The sequence below is a fragment of the Actinosynnema pretiosum genome (assembly GCF_024171695.1).
Classification (GTDB): Bacteria; Actinomycetota; Actinomycetes; order Mycobacteriales; family Pseudonocardiaceae; genus Actinosynnema; species Actinosynnema pretiosum.
Map to the genome: position 1 here is coordinate 335,483 of NZ_JAMTCF010000003.1, position 25,083 is coordinate 360,565.

Here is a 25,083-nt window from a genome sequence, read left to right on the forward strand (position 1 = left end):
ACCGCCCGGACCTGCGCGGGGAGCCCGTGCGGCGACCGCGCGGGGGTGCCGCCGTTGAGCGGCGCGGGCACCGTCCTTCAGCGGGTTTCGCGCGGGCGGGCAGGCGGAGAACATCACGGGGTGATCTTCCAACTGCGCACGGTGACACCGGTGCTGACCGCCCTGACGCTCGCCCTGACCGCCGCGCCCGCCGCGGTGGCCGCTCCCGGAACCGCTCCGGGGTGCTCGGACCCGAACGCCCCGCTGACCGTCGAGGAGCGGCGGCTGACCGCCGTCCTCGACCCCGCCGCACCACCGGTCGGGCCGGAGCTGGCGCGGCTAGGCGGCTTCGACGACGAGGTGGCGCGGTTCGCCTCCGCCCTGTGCGGGACCGGCAGGCGGGACGCGGCCGGGCTGGTCCAGCGGGTGGGCGAGGGGCTGTGGCGCGCGGCGGTCGAGCGCGCCCAGGCGCCGCAGGAGTGGGACGCCCACGACGACCGGCCGCTGTACTGGGCGCGGCTGGGGATGACCAAGGCGCTGCGGCAGTGGCAGCCCCGGTGGGCGCTGCCCGCCGCCGACCGGTCCGCGCTTCTCGACCGGCTCGACCGGGCCTCGCGCGGCCTGTCCGACGTGCGGTTCCGCGCGAACGGCGCGCCGATCGCCCTCCCGCTCGCCGAGGCCGCCCGCGATGGCGGGAGCGCGGCGGGGGCCGACAACGGCGGTGGCGGCGGCAGCGCCGACGGCCCCCACTCCGCAGGCGTCGGCAACGGCAACGGTGGCGGCGGCGGCAGCTTCGACGGCCCCAACACCACCGGCCCCACGCCCGCCGACCGGCTCGGCAGCACCATCGGGACCGACCCGCTGGCGCTGCTCGGCCAGGTCCCCCGCGCCACCCCCGACGCGGCCCCCGCCCCCGAGGGGCGCGCGGCCGACCGCCCGGTGCGGCGGATCGCCCTCACCGGGTTCGACCCGTTCTTCCTCGACGGCTCCGGCATCACCCGCAGCAACCCGTCCGGCGCGGCGGCGCTCCAGCTGGACGGCCGGGTGATCGACACCCCGCAGGGCCGGGTGCTGGTCGAGGTCGCCGTGCTCCCGGTGACCTGGGGCGAGTTCGACAAGGGCGTCGTCGAGCGCTTCTACGGCTCCACCGTCACCGGCGGGCAGCGCCCGCACGCCTTCGTCACGGTCAGCCAGGGCAGGCCCGGCCAGTTCGACGTGGAGCGCTGGGCCGCGCGCTGGCGCGGCTGGTCGCCGGACAACAACAACGCCTCCTCGCCCGGCGTGGTCCCGGACGCGGCGGGCTGGCCGCAGCCGTCGACCGAGTTCATCGAGACGACCCTGCCCCACGAGCGGATGACGACCACGCCGACCGGCGACTACCCGGTGCTCTTCAACCGGAGCTTCTGCGAGTGGCCGGTGGGCACGACCCCCGCGCCGGGCGCCCAGCGCTGCGGGACGGGCGAGCCGACGCCGGGCGCGGCGGCGGCCACCGGCGGCGGTGGCGACTACCTGTCCAACGAGAGCATGTACCGGGCCAACCGGGTGCGCACCGGCCTGGGCGCGACCGGCGTGCTCGGCGGTCACCTGCACACCCCGGTCCTGAGCCAGCCCGAGGGCGACGCGCTGACCGACGAGTTCTTCGAGGCCGAGCGCAGGGCCATCACCGACCAGGTGATCGCCCTGGTCGCCCTGGTCTGACCCGCGCGCCGGGCGCGGGGCCCGACCCGGCCCCGCGCCCGACCCGGTCCTTCCGGCCCGCACCGCTGCGGCCCCGGTACTTCGACCCCGTTTCTTCAGCGCAGCGTCACCGGTCGCACCAGTAGGGTGATCGCGTGCGACGCTGGCGGGCGCTGAGCGGGTTGTTGGCCGTGGTGGCTGTTGTCCTCGCCGGGTGCACAGAGCAGGTCGGCGGGACGCCGGACGGCGCTGTGCTCCGGCCCTCGATCACGCCCGCCGCGAGCGAGCTGCCGCAGCCGGGCTCGTGCGTCGACCAGGACCTCAAGGCGGTCGACTGCGCCGCGCCGCACGTCGCCGAGGTCATCGCCATCGGCGACCTCGCCGGGGTCGAGCAGCGCTCCGAGCGCGACCTGCGCCGGGTCGCCCTGCCCGCCTGCCGCGCCGCGCTCGCCGAGTACCTGGGCGCGGCCGACCACGACGCCACCCGCCTCCAGGCCCAGGCGATCTGGCCCAGCGCGGACGGCTGGGCGCGCGGCGACCGCTGGCGGCTGTGCACGGCGGTGGAGATCTCGCCCAGCGGGCAGCAGGCCAGCCGCACCGGGTCGCTCGCGGGCCTGCTCAAGGCCACCGGGTTCGCGTCCGTGCAGCTGTGCACGAGCGGCTCGCCCGCCCGCGACGAGGCGCTGGAGATCGTCGCCTGCGACGCCGCGCACCTGGCCGAGGCCGTGCCGGGGGTGCTCCGGCTCGGCGGTCCGCAGGACGCGCCGCTGTCCGAGGAGCAGGTGAACGCCGCCGCGTCGGAGCACTGCGCGGCGAAGGTCAACGGCTACGTGGGGGCCGTCCGCGAGGACGTCTTCGCCTCCTGGCGCTCGTTCGGCAGCCAGGCCTGGTCCGAGGGCTTCACGACCGCCGTCTGCTACGCCGAGGCCGCCCGCCCGTTCACCGGCAGGTTGTGGGGACTCGGCCGGGGGCCGCTGCCCGAGTAGCGCGCCCGAGCGAGCACTCCGGGGTGACCCGCCGGAGGGCGCCTGAGTTGTCCACAGCGGCCCGTCGACAGGTCCATGCGCAAGCTGTCCACAATCTCCACAACCTGTGCACAGGTTCATCCACAACCTGTGGAGAACTAGTCTCCACAGGCGGAATAGTTGATCAAAAGGCTGACTTTCCACAGCCGCCGAGCTAAGTAGAAACCCGCTCTGAGCAGCATGAATAACCCTCGCGATGGCCCTCAATGCAGTTGTCCACAGCTGTGGAGAACTGCCGGCGCAAGAGTGGAGAACTGGGGAAAGGCTGGGGACAACTCGGTTGTCCACAGCCATCCGGCCGAGCCGGAAACCCGGCGCGCGGATACCCCGAAGATCGGCTTCTCAACCCTCGAACCGGCCGTGAAAACGCAGGAACCCGGTGGACGCCGTTGTCCACCGGGCCACGTGGCGGGCCGGACCGCGGCCCGCCCGGCCACCCTCTACCCGAGCCGCTGCTTGAGCGCCTCCAGCTCGTCGCGCAGCGCGGTCGGCACCTTGTCGCCGATCTTCGCGAACCACTCCTCGATCAGCGGCAGCTCGGCCCGCCACTCGTCCGCGTCGAACGCCAGCGAGGCCTCGACGTCCTCCACCGACGCGCCCAGCTCCGACAGGTCCAGCGCCTCGGCGGTCGGCACGTGCCCGATCGGCGTCTCACGGGCCGCCGCGCGCCCCTCGATCCGCTCGACCGCCCACTTGAGCACCCGCGAGTTCTCGCCGAACCCCGGCCACAGGAACCGCTTGTCCTCGCCGCGCCGGAACCAGTTGACGTAGAAGACCTTCGGCAGCTTGTCGGCGTCCGCGCCCTTGCCGGTGTCGATCCAGTGCTGGAAGTAGTCGCCCGCGTGGTAGCCGATGAACGGCAGCATCGCCATCGGGTCGCGCCGCACCACGCCCACCTGGCCGACCGCCGCCGCCGTGGTCTCGCTCGACAGCGTGGCGCCCATGAACACGCCGTGCTGCCAGTCCCGCGACTCGGTGATCAGCGGGACGGTCGTGGCCCGCCGACCGCCGAAGAAGATCGCCGAGATCGGCACGCCGTTCGGGTCGTCCCACTCCGGCGCCTTGATGTCGCACTGCTCGATCGGCGTGCAGTAGCGCGAGTTCGGGTGCGACGACGGCTCGTCCGAGCCCGGCGTCCAGTCCGCCTTCTTCCACGAGGTCAGGTGCGCGGGCGGCTCGCCCATGCCCTCCCACCACACGTCGCCGTCGTCGGTCAGCGCGACGTTGGTGAACAGCGAGTTCCCCTTCTCGATGGTCCGCATCGCGTTGGGGTTGGTGTGGTAGTCGGTGCCCGGCGCGACGCCGAAGAACCCGTTCTCCGGGTTCACCGCGTACAGCCGCCCGTCCTCGCCGAAGCGCATCCACGCGATGTCGTCGCCGAGCGTCTCGACCTTCCAGCCGGGGATGGTCGGCTGGAGCATCGCCAGGTTGGTCTTGCCGCAGGCGCTCGGGAACGCCGCCGCGATGTAGTAGACCTTCGACTCGGGCGAGGTGAGCTTGAGGATCAGCATGTGCTCGGCGAGCCAGCCCTCGTCCCGCGCCATCACCGAGGCGATCCGCAGCGAGTAGCACTTCTTGCCCAGCAGGGCGTTGCCCCCGTACCCGGAGCCGAACGACCAGATCGTCCGCTCCTCGGGGAAGTGCGTGATGTACTTGGTGTCGTTGCACGGCCACGCCACGTCGGCCTGACCGGACGCCAGCGGCGCGCCGAGCGAGTGCAGCGCCTTCACGTACGGGACGCCGTCGCCGAACAGCTCCAGGGCGCGCGTGCCCATGCGGGTCATGATGTGCATGGAGACGACGACGTACTCGGAGTCGGTGATCTCCACGCCCAGCATGGGCTTGTCCGCGGTCAGCGGCCCCATGCAGAACGGGATGACGTACATGGTGCGCCCGCGCATCGAGCCCCGGTAGAGCTCGGTCATGGTCGCCTTCATCTCGGCCGGGTCCACCCAGTTGTTGGTGGGGCCGGAGTCGGCCGGGTCGACCGAGCAGATGAAGGTGCGCTCCTCGACGCGCGCCACGTCCGTCGGGTCGGAGGCCGCCCAGAACGAGTTCGGCTTCTTCGCCAGCGGGGTGAAAGTGCCCGCGTCGACCAGTTTTCCGGTCAGCTCGGCCCATTCGCGCGGTGTTCCGTCGGCCCACACGACCCGGTCGGGAGAGGTCAGCTCGGCGATCTCGCGCACCCAGGCCAGCAGCTCCTGGTGGTCGGTCGGGGCCTGGTCGAGACCGGGAATGGTCACTGCCGTCATCTCGTCTCGTCTCCTCGGTGAAGCACCTGCCCACGGGCGGACGACGACGTCCGGGCGGGACGTCGGCGTCCTCGGGAATGGCTGCGCCCGCCCCGGTGGGGGCGTGCGCTGAAAGGGATGGACGGAGGTTAGCCGGGTGAATGCCGGGTGACACCGCGACGACCTGTCGGTTGCCTCACAAAACCGATCAGGTAATCGATTCAGCACCCGATCACCGATCAATCCGCAACGGTTCAGCGGACAAATGCGATGGGGCGCCGGGCAGCGTTACGGCCGCGATTGTGCAAGCGCTCTCACTTTGTCGGGTGGATCGATCGGTGAATTGTTCAAGAAGGGCGGGGAACCGCGTTCACCTGCGGCGCGACCGCCGATTCCGGCCAGTCAGACCCCGTCGCGTGGCACCGTCCACGCGCGAGTCGAGACGCGGATCACGCCGGAGCGCGCTTTTCGCACCCGGACGTTCCGGGCGGGCGCGGGCACGTCGACGCCTTCAGCCCGCGCCCGTTCGTGGGCTACGCGCCCGTTCTCCGCGCGCCACTCGCGCAGCGCCACCCGGACAACGGGCGGCGTCCCCGCACAACAAGAGGACCAGCGCGGCTGACGAGCGCTGGTCCTGGTTGTTCTCTTCGGCCCGAGTCGCGCCCGACCTTCGACCCCCCGGTCGAACGATGGCAAAACGAGACCGAACAGCACCGCTCGGCGCGCGCCCGAACGGGGTCGCGCGCGTCGGCTCAGTTGGGGCTGATCCACTGCCCGGTGGTCGAGTCGATCCGCACCACGCCCGACACCGCGGTCCGGTCGTCCACCCCGTCGCCCCACAGCTGGTCGCTGCTGGAGTCCACGGTGTACTTGCCGGTGGAGTCGAACTTGCCGTGCTCCACCTCGGTCCACTCCGCGTCGCCGGTGCGCTGCGAGACGGTGACCTCGCCGTCGCGGGTGATCTCGGTGGCCACGTCCGCCTGCCCGTCGCCGTCCGAGTCGGTGAACAGCCAGGTGTCGCCCTCGGCGTCCTCGACCATGACGCTGTCGGCGCGCCCGTCCTCGTCGCTGTCCACGGTCGCGGGCCCCACGTCCCGCGACCCGCTCGCGGTGGTGACGGTGATGCTCCGCCCCTCGGCCGAGTTGGTCCGCTCGGCCTCGTCCCCGATCCGCACCCACTCGCCGGACGCGTCGTCGAACTTGGACTGCCCGACCACCTCGCCCCGGTCGTCGAAGGTGGTCATCAGGTCCGCGTCCCCGTCGCCGTCGGTGTCGGAGAACGCGATGTGCCCGCCGTCGTCCGTCTCCACGACCGCGGTCTCGTCCACGCCGTCGTGGTCGAGGTCGTACCCGACCTCGACGGTGTACTCCTCGTCGTCGACGGTGACCTTGAGCTCGCTGTCCGCCGCACCTGCTGACTCGTCGATGTACACCGAAGCCACCTTCCCACCGTTCGCCTACCCGTAGGACTCACGGTAAGCCGATCCGGTTCCCTGCGGGAAGCCGCAGCCGGGAGCGACGCGGGACACCCCCGGCCGGAGCCCGGTCCGAGCGGGGGCGGCGGCTCAGCGCGGCGCGTCCCACCGGTGCTTGTCCCCGCCGACGAGGTCCCCCGCCACCGTCACCGGCCCCTCGAACACGACCCCGCGCGCGGTCCGCCGCTCCGGTGGCGGCGGCGTGACCGGCAGCGACCGCAGCACCCCGGTCGCGGCGGCGGGCAGCCAGGCCACCTGGGCGGCGTCCGCCGCGTCGGCCAGCTCGCGCAGCGGCGCCAGCGCGGGCGGCACCGCCGGGTCGGCACCCCACGCGGGCGCGTCCCACGAGGTCAGCGACCGCAGCGCCGCCTCCCGGTCCAGGGGCGTCGGCTCCACCAGCACCCCGCGCGTCGCCTGCTCCAGCGCGCCGACCAGCGCGGGCGCGAGCCCGTCCGGCGCCACCAGCGACACCCGCGCCCGGAACGCCCACCCCGCGTAGCGCTCCGCGGCGTCGTGGAACAGCGCCGCCGCGCCCGCCGCGAACGGCTCACCGGCCAGCACCCGCCGCCCGCTGTACATCCCGCCGCCGGAGAACTCGCCGGGCGCGCCCAGCACCGCGTACCGCTCGGCGTACGACCGGAGCCGCGCGGTGAACTCGGGCGCGACCGGCACCGGCCGCAGCCCCACCACCAGCCGCACCCCCTCGGGCAGCCGGTCGACGAGCCCGTCCCACAGCCTCGGCTCGGACTCCAGCGGCGGCATGGTCAGGTAGTAGCGCGTCCCGGCGTCCGGCCTGGTCGCCGGGGCGACCAGGCACCGCCTGCGCAGCTGCGCCACCCACCCGGCGCGCGGCGGTTCGAGCGCGTCCGGCTCGGGCAGGCCCGGCTCGGCCACCAGGTGCTCGGGAACGGCCAGCAGCCGCTCCAGCACCCGCTCGGCGTCCCGCTCCACGCCCTCCCGGTACGGCCCGCGCAGCACCCCGGTGATCCCTGACCAGCCGGGACCGCCGTGCAGGGCGAACTCGCAGTCCGGCCCGGCCTGCCCGAGCGCGCCGAGGTACGCGACGGTCTCCCGCCTCGCCCCGGCCCGCCGGGCGTCCGGCAGCCGGTCCGAGTACCCGGCCAGCTCGGACAGGTCCACGGCCGAGGCGAACCGCGCCCCGAACCGCGCCTCCCAGCGGAAGCCCCGCCGGGCGAGGACGATCACCGCAGCACCGCGTCGCGGTCCCTGATCACCGCGACCGCGCCGGAGGAGTCCCGCACCAGCAGTCCCGCGCCGTCCTCGCGCAGCAGCTCGTACGAGGTGCCCGGCTCCGCGGTCCCGAGCACCTCGCCGCGCTCGGAGAACACCTCGACCTGCCTGCTCACCGACAGCCGCGTCCCGCCCCCGAGCCCCTGGGGCGCGCCCGTCCCGGCCTCGGCGACGGCCTCCCGCCCGCCGCCCGCCGACATCAACCACTGCCCGTCCCGCTCCAGCGGCACCTCGTACCCGAACGTCTCGACGATCGGCACGGTCCGCCCGACCGCCGCCGCCTCCACGGCCTCGCGCAGCGCGTTGTGCACCGCCTCGCGCAGCGCCTTCACCGGCTCCATCTCGATCGCGCCCGCCAGCCCCCGGTCCCCGCGCAGGAAGGACCCGAGCCAGCGCCGGAGCGCCGTGATCGGCAGGAACCGCAGCCACATCGTCCACCCGAGGTACAGGTCGTTGCCGAAGGCGAAGACCGACACGTAGACGCTGTACCGGCCCAGCGACACCCGCAGCACGTTGCGCACCCCCGGCGCCGGGTCCCCGACCGCCACCCGGCGCGGCGTGATCGTCGCGGGGATCTTCCGGTCCGCCGTCAGCGCCCGGTACACCACGCCGTAGGCGGTCTCCGCGACCGGGGCCTGCTTGTCCAGCAGCAGGTGCCAGTCGCTGAGCACCCGGTGCTGGGGCAGCAGGAGCACCCCCGCGAACCACGCCCAGGGCAGCAGGAACGTCATCAGGCCGAGCAGCGCCATGGTGAAGCCCGAGTCGCCGATCAGGGCCCCGGCGCCCCCCACCACGGCCGTCGCCCCGGCCCCCAGGAAGAAGATGAGGAAGGCCCCGCCGAACGCCTTCAGCAGCAGGTAGCGCGCGCCCCAACCGCCGATGGCGTCGGTCAGGTTGACCTCGACGTCGTGCGCGCGCTGGAACAGCAGTCGTTGGCCGACGTAGCTCTCGTTCTGGGACAGCGGTTCCGCGTTCACCGGTTCCTCCCCTTCTCGTCCGTCCACACGTGCTTGTCGCCCACGATGGCGTCGCCGTGGAACGTGGTGGCGCCGTTGAAGGTGAAGCCGCCGGACGGCTTCCGCTCCACCGGCTCCACCCGCCCGACCCGACCCGCGCCGGTTCTCGCGCCTGCTCCGGCGTCCCGCGCCCCGTCGGCCCGCCCCCGCGCGCCCCGCCCGCGCTCGCCGACCACGGTCAGCCAGGCGATCGTCAGCGACCCGGCTCCGCCGACCTCCGCGAACCAGAAGTCGTCCGGCGTGATCCCGAGCCCGCCCGGCTCCACCACGTCCTCGTAGAAGCGCTCCGACACCGCCAGCGCCACCGCCGCCGACGGCGCGCCCGCCAGCGCCGCCCGCAGCTCGGCGCAGTCCAGCAGCCGGGCCACCGCGACCTGCGGCCTGCCGGTCATCCCGCGCCCGTCCACCGCCAGCTCCCCGGCGTGCAGCACGGCCCGCACCCGCACGCGCGTCGACGCCGAGGCGAACTCGTTGTGCTCGTGCAGCAGGTCGGACAAGTGGCCCAGCAGCGGGTGCACCAGCGCGGCCTTGGGGAAGCGCGCCGGGACCCGGACCACGCACCCGTCGCCCTGGACCTCCACCTCGCACTCCCGCCACGGCACGCCGCTGCGGTCGAAAGCGCTCTCCAGCGCCCCGAACAGCGCGTCGCGCGCGCGTGCCATGGCGCGGTCGTTGCGGTCCGGCGCGCTGGAGCCCGCCATGTCGACGGCCAGCAGCGAGCGGTGCTCGGAACGGTGCTCGGAACGGTTCTCTGCCAAGGGACATCCCCCTCAGGCGGCGGCGGTCGCCCACGAGCGGCGGGAACGCCACCACCATCCGCCCGCGCCTGGGGACGCGCACCGCACAACTGCGGGAAGCCCGCTAACGCTTCAGCATCCGCGTCAACCCGGCCGCGACCGTGGTGGCCAGCACCCAGCCCAGCACGATCAGCCCCGACGCGATCCACTGCGACGCACCCGGCGTCTGCCACCGGTTCTTGTTGCCGAAGTCCACGATCGGCACCACCAGGTCGATGGTGAACAGCCACGCGTTCCACGGCAGCGTGTCGTCGGCGTTGATCTCCACCAGGTCCGGCCCCAGCGCGAACCAGGCCCCGCCCAGCAGCCAGGACACCACCAGCCACCCCAGCGCCCGCGCGGGCCGGTACCCGTACCCGACCATCGACCGCTGCAACCAGCTCCACACCAGTACCAGAGGCCGCAACCACCGCCTGCCCTCGGCCAGCGCCCGGTACCGCAGCCGCTGCTTCTCCACCAGCACGGTCGCCGCGTGCTCGTCGTTGCCGCCCGCCCGCAGCATCTCCGCGAACTGGTCGTACGGCCCCGGCCGGTACGAGCGCCGCATGGCCTGCCGCAACCAGCGCAACCGCTGCTCCACCGCCCCGTCGTCGCGCAGGTCGATGGGGTCGCGCAGCGAGTCGTACCGGAACTCCTCCAGGTCTATCCACCCGGTGGCGTCCCAGAAGGCCGAGTTGTCCTCCAGCGTCACGCACTTGGCCTGCCGCAGCACCACGCCCCCGCGCGGGGCCGAGGCGGGCGTCAGCACCAGGTCCTGCACCTGCACGCCGAGCAGGTTCAGCGCCTGCGCGTCCAACCGGTCCCCCAGCACCGAGCCCGCGAACGTCGCCATCCGCCCGATCCTGGCCCGCCGCGCCCGCACCCCGCCGTGCGCGGTGAACTCCCCCGGACCGTCCGCGCCCGGTCCGGCCGCGCAGATCAGGTCCCGGCCGATGACCGCGCCGCCCACGTCCACCGACGGCTTGCGCCCCCGCTGGTGCCGGTAGCTGCCCGGCTCGACCACCCGGCTGCCGCGCAGGTCCAGGTTCGCGCCCACCTGCACCGCCCGCAGCTCGATGCCGCCCGCGACCTCGCCCTCGCGGAACGCCAGGTTGCTGCCGACCCGCGACCGGTTGCCCAGCACCGCGTCCGCGCGCGGGTTGTCCACAGTGGACCCGTCGAGCAGCAGGCTCCCGCGCACCACCGCGTCCACCATCCGCAGCTGTCCGCGCACGCGCGCCGCGCGCCCGGTGACGTCCCCGTCGACCCGCGCCCCGTCCAGGTGCAGCGCCCGCCCGCGCCGCCCGCCGCCGACGTCCAGCCCGTCGAACCGGCCCCGGCTCAGCGACAGCGTCCCGCCGATCGCGCTGTTGACCGCCCGCACCGGTCCCGCGCTGGAGAACCCGTGGTCCAGCTCCACGTCGCCGTTCACCGACGCCCGGTCCAGCACGAGCGTCGACGCGGCGTCCCCGCTCTGGTCCAGCTCCACGTCCGCGCGCCGCCCGGCCGACAGCACCGTCCCGCGCAGCGTCAGCTTCGCCTCGACCTGCGCGTTGACCAGCGACACCGTGCCGCGCGCGGTCCCGCCGCCGAGCACCAGGTTCCCGCCGACCCTGATCCCGTTGCCGCGCAGGGCGTACCCGCCGGGGTTGTCCAGCTCGCCGCCGTTGAAGTTGGCGTTCCCGCCGATCTGCGCGCCCGCCATCCGCAGCTCGCCGCGCACCTCGATCCGGTGCGCCAGCAGCGCTCCCGCCAGCTTGAGCCGGTCGGCGTGCAGTGCGGGCGCTTCTCCGCCGTCCACGGCGATGCAGGTGTCCTGCAGGGAGAGGGAGCCCGCGACGTCCGCGTCGGTCAGGTCCACCGGACCCGCGCACGCGGTGGCCACGAGCGAGAACTCGTTGGCGCTGCTCAAATTCCTGGCCAGCAGCCCCGGTAACCAGCACCCGGTGAACTGCACCCCGGCCAGCCTGCCCTGCCGCAGGTCCGGCGGCTCCTCGAACCGGCAGCGCTCGAACTCCAGCAGGTAGTTCAGCTCGACGGCCCGCAGGTCCAGCTGCCCGGTGACGAACCGGTCGGCCACCCGCAGCACCGGCGGCACCGCCCCGCGCCGCCTGGCCAGCGGCCACCCGCCCTCGGCGGGCAGCGCCCGCAGCAGCTCGGCGGCGGGGACGCGGAAGGCGCGCGGCGGGCTCGGGTCGAGCACGTCCAGCCGCGCGCCCTCCACGTCACACCTGGTGGTTCGGGTTGAGCACCCGCGACAGGAAGGTCTTGGTCCGCTCCTGCTGCGGGTCGCCGATGACCTGCTCGGCCGGGCCCTGCTCGACGACGTACCCGCCGTCCATGAACAGCACCTTGTCCGCCACCTCGCGGGCGAACTGCATCTCGTGCGTGACCACGAGCATCGTCATGCCCTCGTCGGCGAGCTGGCGCATGACCGCGAGCACGTCGCCGACCAGCTCCGGGTCCAGCGCCGAGGTCGGCTCGTCGAACAGCATGACGTCCGGGTCCATCGACAGCGCCCGCGCGATCGCGACCCGCTGCTGCTGCCCGCCGGACAGCTGAGCGGGCATGGCGTCGACCTTCTCGGACAGGCCGACGCGCTCCAGGTTGCGCAGCGCGATCTCCTCGGCCTGCTTCTGGTCCCGCTTGAGGACCTTGCGCTGCGCGACCGTGAGGTTGTTCAGCACGTTCAGGTGGGAGAACAGGTTGAAGCTTTGGAACACCATGCCGATCCGGGTGCGGGCGCGGTCGATGTCCACGTCCGGGTCGGTCAGCTCGACGCCGTCGACGACGATCTTGCCACCGCTGGGCTCCTCCAGCAGGTTCACGCAGCGCAGCAGCGTCGACTTGCCCGAGCCGGACGGCCCGATGACGCACACCACCTCGCCCCGCCTGACCTGGAGGTCGATGCCCTTGAGCACGTCCAGCGGGCCGAACGACTTCTTCAGCCCGGTGATCTCGACCGCGATGTCCTCGGCGGCGACCGCCTCGGCCGCACCGCCCTCAGCAACGACGTCGGTCACGCCGACACCCCCAGACCCTTGGACTCCGGCGAGCTGACCTTCTTGCTGCGGCTGCCGCCCGCGCCCCGCGTCTCCATCCACCGCGACAGGTAGCCCAGCGGCAGCGTGATGATCAGGTAGCACAGGCCCGCGATGAGCAGCGGCGTCACCGTCGGCGACTGGCTCAGCACCTCGCGGCCGTACTTGGTCAGCTCCCGCTGGGTCGCGATCAGCCCGATGATGCTGATCAGCGAGGAGTCCTTGGTGAGCATGATCAGCTCGTTGGTCAGCGGCGGCAGGATGATCCGGAACGCCTGCGGGATCACGACGGTGACCGTCGTGCGGGTCTGGGACATGCCCAGCGACCGCGCGGCCTCCAGCTGCCCCTTCGGCACGGCCTTGATGCCCGCGCGGATCGTCTCCGCGATGTAGGCGGCGCCGACGACGCCGAGCGCGATGGCGGCCGTGGAGTAGATGTCGAACTTCAGGCCGAAGGCCAGCGGCACCGCGACGCTCAGCGCGACGAACACCAGCAGCGCCGGGACGCCCCGGAAGAACTCGATGTAGATCGTCGCGATCCACCGGTACGGGCCGACCGACGACAGCTTCATCAGCGCCAGCACCAGGCCGGCGACCAGGCCGACGGCGAAGCCGAGCGCGGTGTAGACGACCGTGTTCACCAGCGCCGTCGTGATGACGTCCGGGAACATCTCCTTCGCCGTCTCGACGTCGAAGAAGGACTTGCGGATCGCCTCCCAGTCCGCCACGGCCGCGATCAGGGCGGCGACGACGACGAGCAGCGCGTACTGCGCGCCCCGGAAGACCTTGGCGCGCTGCCGCTTGGACAGTGCCATCTCACTCCCTCAGGTTCGGACGGGCGCGGGGCCGGTGCTCTCGCACCGGCCCCGCGGGTTCCCGAGTCAGTTGCTCGACGGCTTCTTCCCGAACCACTTCTCGTAGATCGTGTCGTACTCGCCGCTCTCCTTGGCCTTCTTGATGACCTCGCCGATCTTGGCGTTGAGCGCGGTGTTGCCCTTCTTCAGGGCGATCCCGTACTGCTCGCCGGTGTCGAACTCGGCGGTCACCTCGGTCTCGGGGAACTTCTTGGCGTAGTCGAACAGCACGCCGTTGTCGTTGATGGCGGCGTCGATCGAACCGGTGCGCACGGCGGTCTCCAGCAGCGGCAGGTCCTCGAACTGCTTGACCTCGTAGCCGTTGGCCTGGGCGTTCGCGTTGCCGTACTCCTCGCCGGTGGTGCCCTGCTGCACGCCGAGGACCTTGCCCTTGAGGGACGCGAGGTCCTTCAGGCCGGAGTCCTTCTTGACCAGCAGCGCCTGGCTGGCGTCGAAGTACGGGTCGGAGAAGTCGACGGCTTCCTTGCGCTTCTCGGTGATCGTGATGCCCGCCGCGGCCACGTCGCACTCGCCGGTGCTGAACACCGTGCCCGAGGTGATGTTCTCGAACGGGGTGTCGAAGATCTGCTGGGTGACGCCCAGCTCCTTGGCGACCAGGTTGACCAGGTCGACGTCGAACCCGACCGTCTCACCGTTCTGGGTGAACTGGAAGGGCTCGTACGACATGTGCGTGCAGGTGACCAGCTTGCCCTCCTGGACCAGGCTGATCTCGCTGCCACCGCCCGCGGAGTTGTCCACCTTGGTCGCACACCCGGTCGCGGTGGCGGCCAGGGCGAGCACCGGAAGCAGGGCGCGCACGGCGTGCCTGGATCGACGGGTCACGGTGTCACTCCTCGTAACTCTTTTGGTTGAGTGTTCGGCATACTGCCACTCGGGGGACACTGATGACAGCACGTGATTGTTACGGAGCGCGTCTAGATACGATATTTTCGTTACAAATGCCATTCGGGTGAAGGATGTACGCTCATACGGGGTAGAGGCCGCAATTCGTGGTCAACGGCTCGTGGTGTGACGTCGGTCCGTCAGGAGCGAGGCGACCAGCGCCGTCCACCCGGTCTGGTGAGTGGCCCCCAGCCCCTCGCCGGTGTCCCCGTCGAAGTACTCGCTGAAGGTCACGTGCTCGCGCCACAGCGGTGAGTCCGTCGCCTCCACCCGCTTGCCGTCCGACGGCCTGCGCCCGTCCGAGTCCGGCAGGAACAGCGACACCAGCCTGCCCACCAGCTCGTCCGCCGCGCGCCCCGCCGTCACCTGCCGCTGCGAGCGGGTGGGAAGTTCCACGTGAAACCTTCCCCGGTGGAACGACTCGATCGTGCGCAGCGCCTCGACCAGCAGCGCGTTCGTCGGGAACCACACCGGGCCGCGCCAGTTCGAGTTGCCGCCGAACATCGGCGTGTGCGACTCGCCCGGCTCGTAGCCCATCCGGTGCTCCTGGTCGGCGATCTGCACCTCCAGGCCCTCCCGGTGCGCCGCCGACAGCGACCGGATGCCGTGCGGCGACAGGAACTCGCCCTCGTCGAGCATCCTGGTCAGCACCAGCCGCAGCTTGCGCTCGTCCAGCAGCGACAGCAGCGCCCGCCCGTCCGGCTCGCGGGTGATGAACCGCGCCAGCTCCGGCCTGCGCGCCAGCAGGTGCTCCAACCTGCGGGTGAAGCCCGGCACCTCGGCGTCCACCCACGGCTCCAGCACCGCGCACGCCAGCACCGGGATCAGGCCCACCATCGACCGCACCCGCACCGGCTTGGACTCCACCGACCCGTCCGGCAGCCGCCGCGACACCACGTCGTAGCAGAAGCCGTCCGTCTCGTCCCAGATCCCGCGCCCGCCCGAGCCGAACTGCGCCGCCGCGTCCGCGATGCTCAGGAAGTGCTCCACGAACTTCGTGGCCACGTCCTCGTACGAGTCGTCGACCCGCGCCAGCTCCAGCGCCATCTCCATCATGTGCAGCGAGTACGCCGCCATCCACGAGGTCGCGTCGGACTGCTCCAGCCGCCACTGCCCCAGCATCGGCTCCGACCGGTTCACCGGGCCGATGTTGTCCATGCCGAGGAACCCGCCCTCGAACAGGTAGCTGCCGTCGGCGTCCTTGCGGTTGACCCACCAGGAGAAGTTCAGCAGCAGCTTGTGGAAGATCTTCGCCAGGAACTTCCGGTCCGGGACCGGCTCCGACCGGTACACCTGGAGCGCGGCCCAGGCGTGCACCGGCGGGTTCACGTCGCCGAACTCCCACTCGTAGGCGGGCAGCTGGCCGTTGGGGTGCATCAGCCACTCCCGGCACAGCAGGAGCAGCTGCTCCTTCGCGAACGCCGGGTCCACCCGCGCGAACGGCACGGTGTGGAACGCCAGGTCCCACGCCGCGAACCAGGGGTACTCCCACTCGTCCGGCATGGAGATCACGTCGGCCACGTCGAAGTGCCGCCAGTGCGAGTTGCGCGCGTGCGGGCTCTTGCGCGAGGTCGGCGCGGCGGGCTTGCCGGGGTCGCCCTCCAGCCAGTCGCTGGTGCGGAAGCGGTAGTGCTGCTTGGTCCACATCAGCCCGGCCATCGCGCGGCGCACCACGCCCGCGCGCACCGGGTCGAGGTCGGTGCGGTGGAACTCGTCGGCCTCGGCCGAGCGCGCCCCCACCACCTCGTCGAACGAGGGGCCGAACGCGTCCGGGTGCCCGTCGCCCTCGACCAGCCGCAGCCGCACGGTCACCGACTCGCCGGGCCGGACCGACCCGAACGAGTACCAGGCCGCCGCCTTCGTGCCGGGCGCGCTGCGCTCACCGGGGCCGACGACCTGGCAGGCGCCCGCCTCGCCGGACACGACGTGCCGGTCGATGCCGTCCTTGGTGAAGCGGGTGGGGTTCTCGGCCGCCCCGAACAGGGCGACCTCGTTCGTCTCGTTGTCCGTCACCAGCAGCACCGGCGCGCCCTCGACGTGCAGCGTGTAGCGGCCCAGCGCGCCGTGCTCGGCGGTCACCCGCGACCAGCCGTCCTGCGCCGACGCGGTCAGGTGCGGCCTGCGGTCGTCGCGGCCCCACGCCCAGGTGTTGCGGAACCACAGCTGCGGCAGCAGGTGCAGCGGCGCGGCGTCCGGGCCGTGGTTGGTCGCGGTCAGCACCGCGCACACGTCGGTCGGCCCCGCCTTGGCGTAGGTCACCTCGACGTCGAAGAACCGGTTCTCGTCCAGCGCGCCGCTGTCCGACAGCTCCGGCTCGCGGTCCTGCCTGGTCGCGTGCGCCGACATCGAGCGCAGCTCGGCGTAGGGGAACTCGGCCTGCGGGTAGCGGTAGAGCACCTTCATCCACGAGTGCGTGGGCGTCCCGTCGACGACCCACCAGTGCTCCTTGGCGTCCTCGCCGTGGTTGCCCTCGTTGTTGGTGAGCCCGAAGTACCGCTCCTTCAGGATCGGGTCGCGGCCGTTCCACAGCGCGAGCCCGAGGTTGAGGAAGCCGTGCACGTCGCAGATGCCCGCGATGCCGTCCTCGCCCCACCGGTACGCCCGCGAGCGGGCGTGGTCGAACGGGAACGACGTCCAGGCGTCACCGCCCGGGGAGTAGTCCTCGCGGACCGTCCCCCACTGGCGCCCGGCCAGGTAGGGGCCCCACAGGCGCCACGGTGCGGTGGGCGAGTCCGAGACGGCCAACCTGGCCCGCTCGGCTTCCAGCCTTTGCTCGGTCACGGGCCCAGTGTGCGACATCGATCCGGTGCACCGGTTCCCTCTCGGTTGCGTAATGGTGCCCACCCGTCCGGGTTAACGGAACTCGGCGAACGGCCCACGAACCGGCCTTGACCTGCGCGGGAAAGCCTGCGACCGCGATCACCGGTGATCGGGGACGGCGCCGCTCCCGCCCTCCGGCGACGGGCGGGAGCGGCCCCGGTTCACCTGCGGGTGTGGGCGTCCAGCACGAGCGCGACGGCCTCGGTGACCCGCGCGGCGTGCGCCAGGTTCAGCCACTCGTCGGGCACGTGGCAGTTGCTGTCCGGGCCGACCGCGCCGGTCACCACGAACTGCGCCGCCGGGTACGCCTCGTGCAGCAGCCCCATGAACGGGATCGAGCCGCCCAGCGACACCGTCCGCCAGGGCGAGCCGAACACGTCGGCGCCCACCCGGTCCAGCGACTCGCGCAGCCACGGTGCCAGCTCCGGCGCGTTCCAGCCGGACGCGTGCTCGGTGCGCGACAGCTCCACCACCGCGCCGTACGGCACGTCGGTGGTCAGCGCGCGCTCCACGGCGGCCAGCGCCTCGGCCGAGTCGGCCGTCGGGGGCAGCCGGAAGCTCAGCACCAGCGTGGTCGAGGGCCGCAGCACGTTGCCCGCGTCCTCGGGCTTGGGCAGGCCGTCCGCGCCGGTGACCGACAGGGTGGGCCGCCAGCCGTTGTTGAGCGCCAGCTGCACCTCGTCCTCGTCCACCGGCCCGGTGCCGCCCGCCCACGGCACGGCCCCGGTCAGCGAGCCCGGCGCGGCGGCCACGGCCTCGCGGATCTCGGCGACCCGGTTCTCCGGCACGTCGACGTGCATCTCCAGCAGGCGGATCTCGCCGGTGGCCGAGTCCTCCAGCCGGTCCAGCAGCTGCCTGGCGATCCGGAACGAGCTGGGCACGATGCCGCTGGCCATGCCCGAGTGCAGGCCGCCCTCGACCACCTTCACGGTCAGCGCCACCTGGACCAGGCCGCGCAGCGAGGTGGTCAGCCACATCCGCTCGTAGTCGTTGCCGCCCGAGTCCAGGCACACGACCAGGCTCACGTCGCCGAGCCGGGGCTTGAGGTGCTCCAGGTAGGCGGGCAGGTCGGGGCTGCCGGACTCCTCGCTGGTCTCCAGCAGCAGCACGCACCGGGCGTGCTGCCCGCCCGCCGCGCGCACCGCCTCGATGGCGGTGACGGCGGCGTAGCCGGAGTAGCCGTCGTCGGCCGAGCCCCGGCCGTAGAGCCTGCCGTCGCGCACGACCGGGGTCCACGGGTCGAGACCCTCGGACCAGTTGGCGACCGGCGGCTGCTTGTCGAGGTGGCCGTAGAGCAGCACGGTGTCGTCGCCCGCCGTGGCGGGCACGTCCACCAGGAGCAGCGGGGTGCGTCCCGGCAGGCGGACCACCTCCACCTGCGCGCCGGGCAGGTCGCGGGCCACGAGCCACGCGCGCACGTGCTCGACGGCGGCGTCGAGGTGGCCGCTCTCGGCCCAGTCCGGGTCGAACGCGGGGGAGACGGCGGGCACGGCGACGAGCCCGGTCAGGCTGGGCAGGACGTCCTCGTCCCAGGTGCTTCGGACGGTACGGGTCAACGCAGATCGGTCCACCCCCTGATCCTGGCACGCCCGTGCCGTGCGGCACCCCGAACGCGCTCTGTTAACAAGCGATAACCGGGACAGTAGTGTTCGTTATCCGAACGGGGTGATCGGTGGTCCAAAGATAGGCCTTCCGATTGTTTGTGCTGCTCAGACTGCTGTGCGGTCTGCCGAAAAATGGGACGGGACTCACCGGTTTGAGTGATTCCGTGTCAGGATGTGGATGAGAACACCGTCAGTGCCGACGGCTGTCGGGCCGCCCTCACCGGGGTCGCCGACGACCGGAGGGCGAGCCGCGGACGGTCGTCACGAGCGACCGGGCGGCCTCCTAGACGTAGGGAGCAGGACGATGTCGTCCCCAGAAGAATGGACGCACCCCGGTCCGGACGCAGTTCCGGCGACCGGGGCCGCGCCGACCGCCGCGCAGGTGATCGCCGGTCTCAAGGCCACGGACGAGGGCGGCTCGGACCTGGTGCAGCTGCTCACCCCCGAGGGCGAGCGGGTGCGCCACCCCGACTTCGACGTCGACGTCACGGCCGAGGAGCTGCGCGGGCTGTACCGCGACATGGTCCTGGTCCGCCGGGTCGACCGCGAGGCCAACGCCCTGCAGCGCAAGGGCGAGCTCGGCCTCTGGGCGCCCCTGCTCGGCCAGGAGGCCGCGCAGGTCGGCGCCGGGCGGGCGATGCGGTCGCAGGACATGGCGTTCCCCAGCTACCGCGAGCACGGCGTCGCCTGGTGCCGGGGCGTTCCCCCGACCGACCTGCTCAGCATGTTCCGGGGCACCGACCAGTGCGGCTGGGACCCGGTCGAGCACCGCTTCCACCCCTACACGATCGTCATCGGCAACCAGGTGCTCAACGCCACCGGGTACGCCATGGGCCAGCGGTTCGACGGCGCCGTGGGCGACCAGGACGGCGAGGCCACCATGGCCTTCTTCGGCGACGGCGCCACCAGCCAGGGCGACGTGCACGAGGGCTTCGTCTGGGCTGCCGTCTACGACGCGCCGGTGGTGTTCTTCTGCCAGAACAACCAGTGGGCCATCTCCGAGCCCACCGAGCGCCAGTCCCGGCTCCCGCTCTACCAGCGGGCGCGCGGCTACGGCTTCCCCGGCATCCGGGTCGACGGCAACGACGTCCTCGCCACCCTCGCCGTCACGCGCTGGGCGCTCGACCAGTGCCGCACCGGCAACGGCCCCGTCCTGATCGAGGCGTTCACCTACCGGATGGACGCCCACACCACCTCGGACGACCCGTCCCGCTACCGGCTCTCCGACGAGCTGGAGCTGTGGAAGCTCAAGGACCCCATCGAGCGGGTCAAGGTGCACCTGGTCAAGCAGCAGTGGGCCGACCAGGAGTTCTTCGACTACGTCGAGCTGGAGGCCGACGAGCTGGGCGCCCAGCTGCGCGAGCACTGCTCGTCGCTCCAGGCGCCGCCCGCCGAGCGGATCTTCAGCCAGGTGTACGCGGAGGGCAGCCCCGTCGTGGACGCCCAGCGCGAGGAGTTCCTGTCCTACCACGCCGGTTTCCTCGGAGGTGAGCGCTGATGGCCGCGCCGACCGTCGACCGCCCGGACGCGGGCGCGCCCGCCGCCGTGCAGACCCTCACCATCGCCAAGGCGATCAACTCCGGCCTGCGCGCCGCGATGGAGGCCGACCCGAAGGTCGTCGTCATGGGCGAGGACGTCGGCAAGCTCGGCGGCGTCTTCCGCATCACCGACGGGCTGCAGAAGGACTTCGGCGAGCAGCGCGTGCTGGACACGCCGCTGGCCGAGTCCGGCATCGTCGGCACCGCCGTTGGCCTGGCGCTGCGCGGCTACCGGCCGGTGTGCGAGATCCAGTTCGACGGCTTCATCTTCCCGGCGTTCGACCAGATCGTCAGCCAGGTCGCCAAGCTGCACTACCGCACCCAGGGCAGGCTCAAGCTGCCCATCGTGATCCGGGTGCCCTACGGCGGCGGCATCGGCGCGGTCGAGCACCACTCCGAGTCGCCCGAGGGGTACTTCGCGCACACCGCGGGCCTCAAGGTCGTCACCTGCTCGAACCCGGCCGACGCGCACTGGATGATCCAGCAGGCCATCGCCTGCGACGACCCGGTGCTGTTCTTCGAGCCGAAGCGGCGCTACTACGAGAAGGGGCAGGTCGACACGACCGCCGCCCCCGGCCCGCTGTTCGCCTCGCGGGTGCTGCGGGAGGGCGCGGACGTGACGGTCGCGGCCTACGGGCCGGTCGTGCGCACCGCGCTGGAGGCCGCCGCCGCCGCCGAGGAGGACGGGCGTTCGCTGGCCGTCGTCGACCTGCGCTCGCTCTCGCCGCTGGACCTCGGCCCGGTGTACGAGTCGGTGCGGCGCACCGGCAGGCTCGTCGTGGTGTCCGAGGCGCCCGGCGAGGCGTCGCTGGCCAGCCACATCGCGGCCCAGGTGCAGCAGGAGTGCTTCTACTCGCTCCAGGCCCCGGTGCTCAGGGTGACCGGGTACGACACGCCCTACCCGCCCGCGAAGCTGGAGGAGGAGTTCCTCCCCGACCTCGACCGGGTGCTCGACGCCGTAGACCGCTCGATGGCCTGGTGAGGGGGAGATCGTGCCGCAGTACAAGCAGTTCCCGCTCCCGGACACGGCCGAGGGGCTGACCGACGCCGAGATCCTGACCTGGCACGTGCGGCCCGGCGACGCGGTGAAGGTCAACCAGGTCATCGTGGAGATCGAGACCGCGAAGGCGGCCGTCGAGCTGCCCTGCCCGTGGGACGGGGTGGTGACCGAGGTCCTCGTGCAGGTCGGGCAGACCGTCGACGTGGGCACGCCGATCATCACCATCGACGTCGACCCGAGCGGGGCGGCGCCCGCGCCGGTCCCGGCGGCCCCGGTCAACGGGGTGGCGGTCGAGGAGTCCGGCCGGGTGCCCACGCTGGTCGGGTACGGGCCGAAGTCCGGCGCGGCGAAGCGCCGCCCCCGCAAGGGGAGCCCGGCCGCAGCCGCTCCGGTCGCGCCTGCGGCTCCCGCTCCCGCGCCAGTGGCCGCACCCGCACCCGCGCCCGCTCCGGTCGCGGTCGCGGAACCCGTTGCGCCGCAAGGCGGTTACGTCCCGCTGGCCAAGCCGCCGGTGCGCAAGCTGGCCAAGGACCTCGGGGTCGACCTGCGCGCGCTGACCGGCTCCGGTCCCGGCGGCGTGATCACCCGCGAGGACGTCGAGGCGTCGCTGGCCGCGCCGGTCGCCGAACCCGCTCCGTCCACTGTGGACAGCGGAGCGCGCGAGCGGCGGGTGCCGATCAAGGGCGTCCGCAGGGCGACCGCGCAGGCGATGGTGGACAGCGCGTTCACCGCCCCGCACGTCACCGAGTTCCTGACCATCGACGTCACGCCGATGATGGAGCTGCGGGCCAGGCTCAAGGACAGCCCGGAGTTCCGGGGCGTCAAGCTGACCCCGCTGGCGTTCGCGGCCAAGGCCGTGGTGCTCGCGGCGCGGCGGACCCCGGACGTGAACGCCGCCTGGGACGGTCCGGCGGGCGAGATCGTCTACAAGGACTACGTGCACCTGGGCATCGCCGCAGCCACCCCGCGCGGGCTGGTGGTGCCGAAGGTCCGCGACGCGGACCGGATGTCGCTGCGCGAGCTGGCCGTCGCGCTGGAGGAGCTGGCCACCACCGCGCGCGAGGGCAGGACCAAGCCCTCGGACATGGTCGGCGGCACGTTCACCATCACCAACGTCGGCGTCTTCGGCGTTGACACCGGCACGCCCATCCTCAACCCCGGCGAGTCGGGCATCCTCGCGCTCGGCGCGATCCGCGACATGCCGTGGGTGGTGGACGGCCAGGTGGTGCCGCGCAAGGTGTGCCAGCTGGCGCTGAGCTTCGACCACCGCGTGGTCGACGGCCAGCAGGGCTCGCAGTTCCTGGCGGACGTCGGCGCGCTCCTGGCCGACCCCGCCGTGGCGATCACGTACTGAGGTCACTCCGGCCGAGATCCCCAGAAGAGGCCGCGTCACCCCGCATCGGGTGACGCGGCTTTTTCTGTCTTGACTCTCCCCTCACGGGAGATTGCAGGCTGTTCCCCGTGCGGTACTACTCGATCGGCGACCTGGCCCGGATGACCGGCATGACCGTCAAGGCCGTCCGGTTCTACTCGGACTCCGGACTGATCCCCGTCGCGGGGCGGACGTCCGGCGGGTTCCGGTGCTACGACGCCGACGGGTTGTCCCGCCTCAAGCTCCTGGGCACGCTGCGCGAACTCGGCTTCGACCTGCCGACCGCGCGGCGCGTGCTGGGGCGCGAGGTGTCCGTCGCCGAGGTGGCGCGGACGCACGCGGAGGCCATCGACGCGCAGCTGCGGGTGCTGCGGCTGCGCCGGTCCGTGCTGCGCGCGGTGGCGAGATCAGGGGAGGTGGAGATGGTGCACGAACTGGCGAAGCTGTCCGAGGAGGAGCGGCAGCGCGTCCTGGACGACTTCTTCGAGGAGGTCTTCGGGGGGCTCGACCTGGAGCCGGGCTTCGAGTCGATGATGCGCTCGGTCCGGATCGAGCTGCCGGACGACCCGTCGCCCGAGCAGGTGGAGGCCTGGATCGAGCTGGCGAACCTGGTGCGGGACGCGGACTTCCGCGCGTCGATCCGGCGGATGTCCGAGCGGCACCAGGAGATGCGCGCCGAGGGCGTGGACATGACCGGGGGCGAGCGGAACGCGGAGGCGTTCACGATCGCCGTGGCGCGGGCGCGCGAGGCGATCGACGCGGGCGTCGAGGCCGGGTCCGCCGAGTCCCGCGAGATCGTGCGGGAGATCTCCGCGCGGCTCGCCGAGGAGCTGGGGACCCTGGACGCCGAGGACCAGTGGGCCTGGCTCAGGGAGTTCGGCGACCCGAGGGCCGAGCACTACTGGGTGCTGATCGCGCGGATCAACGGCTGGCCGCCGGTCCCGTCCACCGCCGACGAGCGCCGCTGGCTGCTGGCGTCGATCGGCTGACCTGTCGCAGACCGTTCCTTCCCGGTGCACAGGGAAGGAACGGCCCTCGCGGCGCCAAGAGGAAAGACCAAGAGCGGAAGGCGGGGCTTCTCCCGTCCACCTCGAAAGGCTTGGGGTTTCTGACTCGCCCTATTCGGGCGAGCCAGGGTGCCAGACGCGCCCGTCGACCAGGTCCCCGAACCCCATCCACACCAGGTTCATCAACCGCGCCGCCACGACCCCCGACGGCTCGTCGGGGTGGTCCAGCCACCAGTCGGCCAGCGACTCGCCCGCGCCTACCAGCGCGGCGGCCATGCTCTCGGCGTCCCGCTCGCCCGCGCCGGGCACCCCGGCCTCCTCGGCGGCCCGCGCCACCAGCTGCGCCACCAGGCCGATCGCCCGCCCGCGCAGCTCCGCCAGCTCCGCCGCGAACGGCCCGCCCTGCGAGCTGGCCTGGCGGTGCAGCACCAGCCAGCTCGCCCGGTGCTCGCCGACGAACCCGAAGAACGCCCGCAGTCCCGTCCACAGCTGGACGTCCGCAGCCTGGTCGACCTCCACGCCGGTGGCGATGGCCTCCATCAGCCTGGCGGACTCGCGCCGGGTGCAGGCGGTGAACAGCTCCTCCTTGGAGCCGAGGTAGGCGTACAGCATGGGCTTGGAGATGCCCGCGACCTCGGATATCGCGTCCATCGACGCGGCGTGGAAGCCGAGCCGGGAGAAGACGTCCACCGCGGCGTCGAGGATCTGCCGCTCGCGCACCGCGCGCGGCAGCCGCTTGGTCCGACCGGCGCGGACCTGCTGCTCTGCTGCCATCACACCCCCAGGATCGTTCACCCCAAGGCTAGCGAACCCCCTTGCCGCCCTACCTACTCACGAGTAGGTTCACGGGCCAGTACGGACGAGGAGGTGCCACCGTGTCCATCGACCTCACCGCTGAGGCCGTGGCGGGACTCAGGCCCGCCGAGCTGATCTCCGCGCTGGAGGGCGCGAGCCCCGACGACCCGGCGCTGCGCTCGGCGGACGTCAACGCCATCGCCGAGGGCGTCGACCCGCGCAAGCTCACCGAGGGCGAGTTCGCCGACCTGCTCGCCGCGCTCGGCGCGCTGGCCGACGCGGGGGCCCCGCTCGACCTGGCCGCGATGGGCGCGACGAACTTCGCCCGCCTGGTGTCGCGCGCGTCCAAGGGGCAGCTGGACGAGGCGTTCGCCCGGCCCGCCGTGCGCGGGCGCGTGCTGGACGAGGTGTTCCGGCGCATGGAGCGGCACTTCCGGCCCGAGCGCGCTGGCGCGACGCGGGCCGTGGTGCACTTCGCGCTCACCGGGCCCGAGGAGGACCACTACCAGGTCGTGGTGGAGGACGAGCGCTGCTCGATCGCCAAGGGCTTCGACCGCGAGCCGCGCGCGGTGGTGACGGCGGCGCCGACGGACTTCGTGAAGCTGGCGACCGGCAACGCGTCCGCGCCCGTGCTGTTCATGACCGGCAAGCTCAAGGTCCGGGGCGACCTGGGGCTGGCGGCCGGGTTCATGGGCCTGTTCGACATCCCGAGGGGTTGA

The 25,083-nt window shown here is 72.6% G+C and carries 19 protein-coding genes; 7 read left to right on the top strand and 12 right to left on the bottom strand.

All coding sequences use genetic code 11. The features are described 5' to 3' along the window. Nucleotides 1–120 precede the first annotated feature (120 nt). Complete coding sequence (locus LV78_RS07930; protein ID WP_253844059.1) at nt 121–1,677, top strand: PA0049 family protein; 1,557 nt, start codon at nt 121–123, stop codon at nt 1,675–1,677. 134 nt (nt 1,678–1,811) lie between these two features. Then, nucleotides 1,812–2,642, top strand: coding sequence for a septum formation family protein (locus tag LV78_RS07935; RefSeq protein ID WP_253844060.1), 831 nt, complete (start codon nt 1,812–1,814; stop codon nt 2,640–2,642). Nucleotides 2,643–3,121: 479 nt separating this feature from the next. Here LV78_RS07935 and LV78_RS07940 read toward each other — a convergent pair whose 3' ends face one another. From LV78_RS07940 to LV78_RS07990, 11 genes are all read right to left on the bottom strand, one after another. Beyond that, a complete protein-coding gene (locus LV78_RS07940) occupies nt 3,122–4,933 on the bottom strand; it encodes a phosphoenolpyruvate carboxykinase (GTP) (RefSeq protein WP_253844061.1) in 1,812 nt (603 codons plus the stop codon). 731 nt (nt 4,934–5,664) lie between these two features. Further along, on the bottom strand, nt 5,665–6,345 hold the full coding sequence (locus LV78_RS07945) for a hypothetical protein (RefSeq protein ID WP_253844062.1): 681 nt from the start codon (nt 6,343–6,345) through the stop codon (nt 5,665–5,667). Nucleotides 6,346–6,477: 132 nt separating this feature from the next. Next, nucleotides 6,478–7,593 carry a hypothetical protein gene (locus LV78_RS07950; protein WP_253844063.1) on the bottom strand — a complete coding sequence of 372 codons (1,116 nt, stop codon included), beginning with the start codon at nt 7,591–7,593 and terminating at the stop codon, nt 6,478–6,480. Next, nucleotides 7,590–8,615, bottom strand: coding sequence for a hypothetical protein (locus LV78_RS07955; protein ID WP_253844064.1), 1,026 nt, complete (start codon nt 8,613–8,615; stop codon nt 7,590–7,592). Before LV78_RS07955 ends, LV78_RS07950 begins: the two co-directional genes overlap by 4 nt. Then, complete coding sequence (locus LV78_RS07960; RefSeq protein WP_253844065.1) at nt 8,612–9,412, bottom strand: hypothetical protein; 801 nt, start codon at nt 9,410–9,412, stop codon at nt 8,612–8,614. The genes LV78_RS07955 and LV78_RS07960 overlap by 4 nt, the downstream gene beginning before the upstream one ends. Before the next feature lie 103 nt (nt 9,413–9,515). Continuing rightward, nucleotides 9,516–11,654, bottom strand: a complete 2,139-nt coding sequence (locus LV78_RS07965) for a translocation/assembly module TamB domain-containing protein (RefSeq protein ID WP_253844066.1) — start codon at nt 11,652–11,654, stop codon at nt 9,516–9,518. A 1-nt stretch (nt 11,655) separates the two neighbouring features. Further along, entirely contained in the window at nt 11,656–12,453 is a 798-nt protein-coding gene (locus LV78_RS07970) for an amino acid ABC transporter ATP-binding protein (protein WP_308208686.1), read from the bottom strand. After that, nucleotides 12,450–13,286, bottom strand: coding sequence for an amino acid ABC transporter permease (locus tag LV78_RS07975; protein WP_253844067.1), 837 nt, complete (start codon nt 13,284–13,286; stop codon nt 12,450–12,452). The genes LV78_RS07970 and LV78_RS07975 overlap by 4 nt, the downstream gene beginning before the upstream one ends. Before the next feature lie 66 nt (nt 13,287–13,352). Beyond that, nucleotides 13,353–14,168: a transporter substrate-binding domain-containing protein gene (locus tag LV78_RS07980; protein WP_253844068.1), complete on the bottom strand. Its 816-nt coding sequence runs from the start codon at nt 14,166–14,168 to the stop codon at nt 13,353–13,355. A 171-nt stretch (nt 14,169–14,339) separates the two neighbouring features. After that, nucleotides 14,340–17,009: an MGH1-like glycoside hydrolase domain-containing protein gene (locus LV78_RS07985; protein WP_253844069.1), complete on the bottom strand. Its 2,670-nt coding sequence runs from the start codon at nt 17,007–17,009 to the stop codon at nt 14,340–14,342. 200 nt (nt 17,010–17,209) lie between these two features. Then, complete coding sequence (locus LV78_RS07990; protein WP_253844070.1) at nt 17,210–18,619, bottom strand: M20/M25/M40 family metallo-hydrolase; 1,410 nt, start codon at nt 18,617–18,619, stop codon at nt 17,210–17,212. Between the two features lie 337 nt (nt 18,620–18,956). Here LV78_RS07990 and pdhA point away from each other — a divergent pair, with 337 nt between their 5' ends. The 4 genes from pdhA to LV78_RS08010 all read left to right on the top strand — a co-directional run bounded on the left by pdhA (nt 18,957) and on the right by LV78_RS08010 (nt 23,551). Beyond that, nucleotides 18,957–20,150, top strand: a complete 1,194-nt coding sequence (gene pdhA, locus LV78_RS07995; RefSeq protein WP_253844071.1) for a pyruvate dehydrogenase (acetyl-transferring) E1 component subunit alpha — start codon at nt 18,957–18,959, stop codon at nt 20,148–20,150. Continuing rightward, nucleotides 20,150–21,172, top strand: coding sequence for an alpha-ketoacid dehydrogenase subunit beta (locus LV78_RS08000; protein WP_253844072.1), 1,023 nt, complete (start codon nt 20,150–20,152; stop codon nt 21,170–21,172). Before pdhA ends, LV78_RS08000 begins: the two co-directional genes overlap by 1 nt. 10 nt (nt 21,173–21,182) lie before the next feature. Continuing rightward, complete coding sequence (locus LV78_RS08005; RefSeq protein ID WP_253844073.1) at nt 21,183–22,544, top strand: dihydrolipoamide acetyltransferase family protein; 1,362 nt, start codon at nt 21,183–21,185, stop codon at nt 22,542–22,544. A 107-nt stretch (nt 22,545–22,651) separates the two neighbouring features. After that, nucleotides 22,652–23,551, top strand: a complete 900-nt coding sequence (locus LV78_RS08010) for a MerR family transcriptional regulator (RefSeq protein ID WP_253844074.1) — start codon at nt 22,652–22,654, stop codon at nt 23,549–23,551. Between the two features lie 129 nt (nt 23,552–23,680). On the opposite strand, the gene LV78_RS08015 is transcribed toward LV78_RS08010, so the two are convergent. Continuing rightward, the gene (locus LV78_RS08015) at nt 23,681–24,343 is read right to left on the bottom strand and encodes a TetR/AcrR family transcriptional regulator (protein WP_253844075.1); all 663 of its coding nucleotides are present in this window, start codon (nt 24,341–24,343) and stop codon (nt 23,681–23,683) included. A 101-nt stretch (nt 24,344–24,444) separates the two neighbouring features. On the opposite strand from LV78_RS08015, the gene LV78_RS08020 reads away from it, so the two are divergent. Further along, nucleotides 24,445–25,083 (top strand): SCP2 sterol-binding domain-containing protein, encoded by a 639-nt coding sequence (locus LV78_RS08020; RefSeq protein WP_253844076.1) that lies wholly within the window; start codon nt 24,445–24,447, stop codon nt 25,081–25,083.

Excerpts from the sequence above, each read along its gene's own strand:
- LV78_RS07940 (WP_253844061.1), bottom strand. The coding sequence starts at position 4,933 with ATGACGGCAGTGACCATTCCCGGTCTCGACCAGGCCCCGACCGACCAC.
- LV78_RS07975 (WP_253844067.1), bottom strand. The coding sequence starts at position 13,286 with ATGGCACTGTCCAAGCGGCAGCGCGCCAAGGTCTTCCGGGGCGCGCAG.
- pdhA (WP_253844071.1), top strand. The coding sequence starts at position 18,957 with ATGTCGTCCCCAGAAGAATGGACGCACCCCGGTCCGGACGCAGTTCCG.
- LV78_RS08000 (WP_253844072.1), top strand. The coding sequence starts at position 20,150 with ATGGCCGCGCCGACCGTCGACCGCCCGGACGCGGGCGCGCCCGCCGCC.
- LV78_RS08015 (WP_253844075.1), bottom strand. The coding sequence starts at position 24,343 with ATGGCAGCAGAGCAGCAGGTCCGCGCCGGTCGGACCAAGCGGCTGCCG.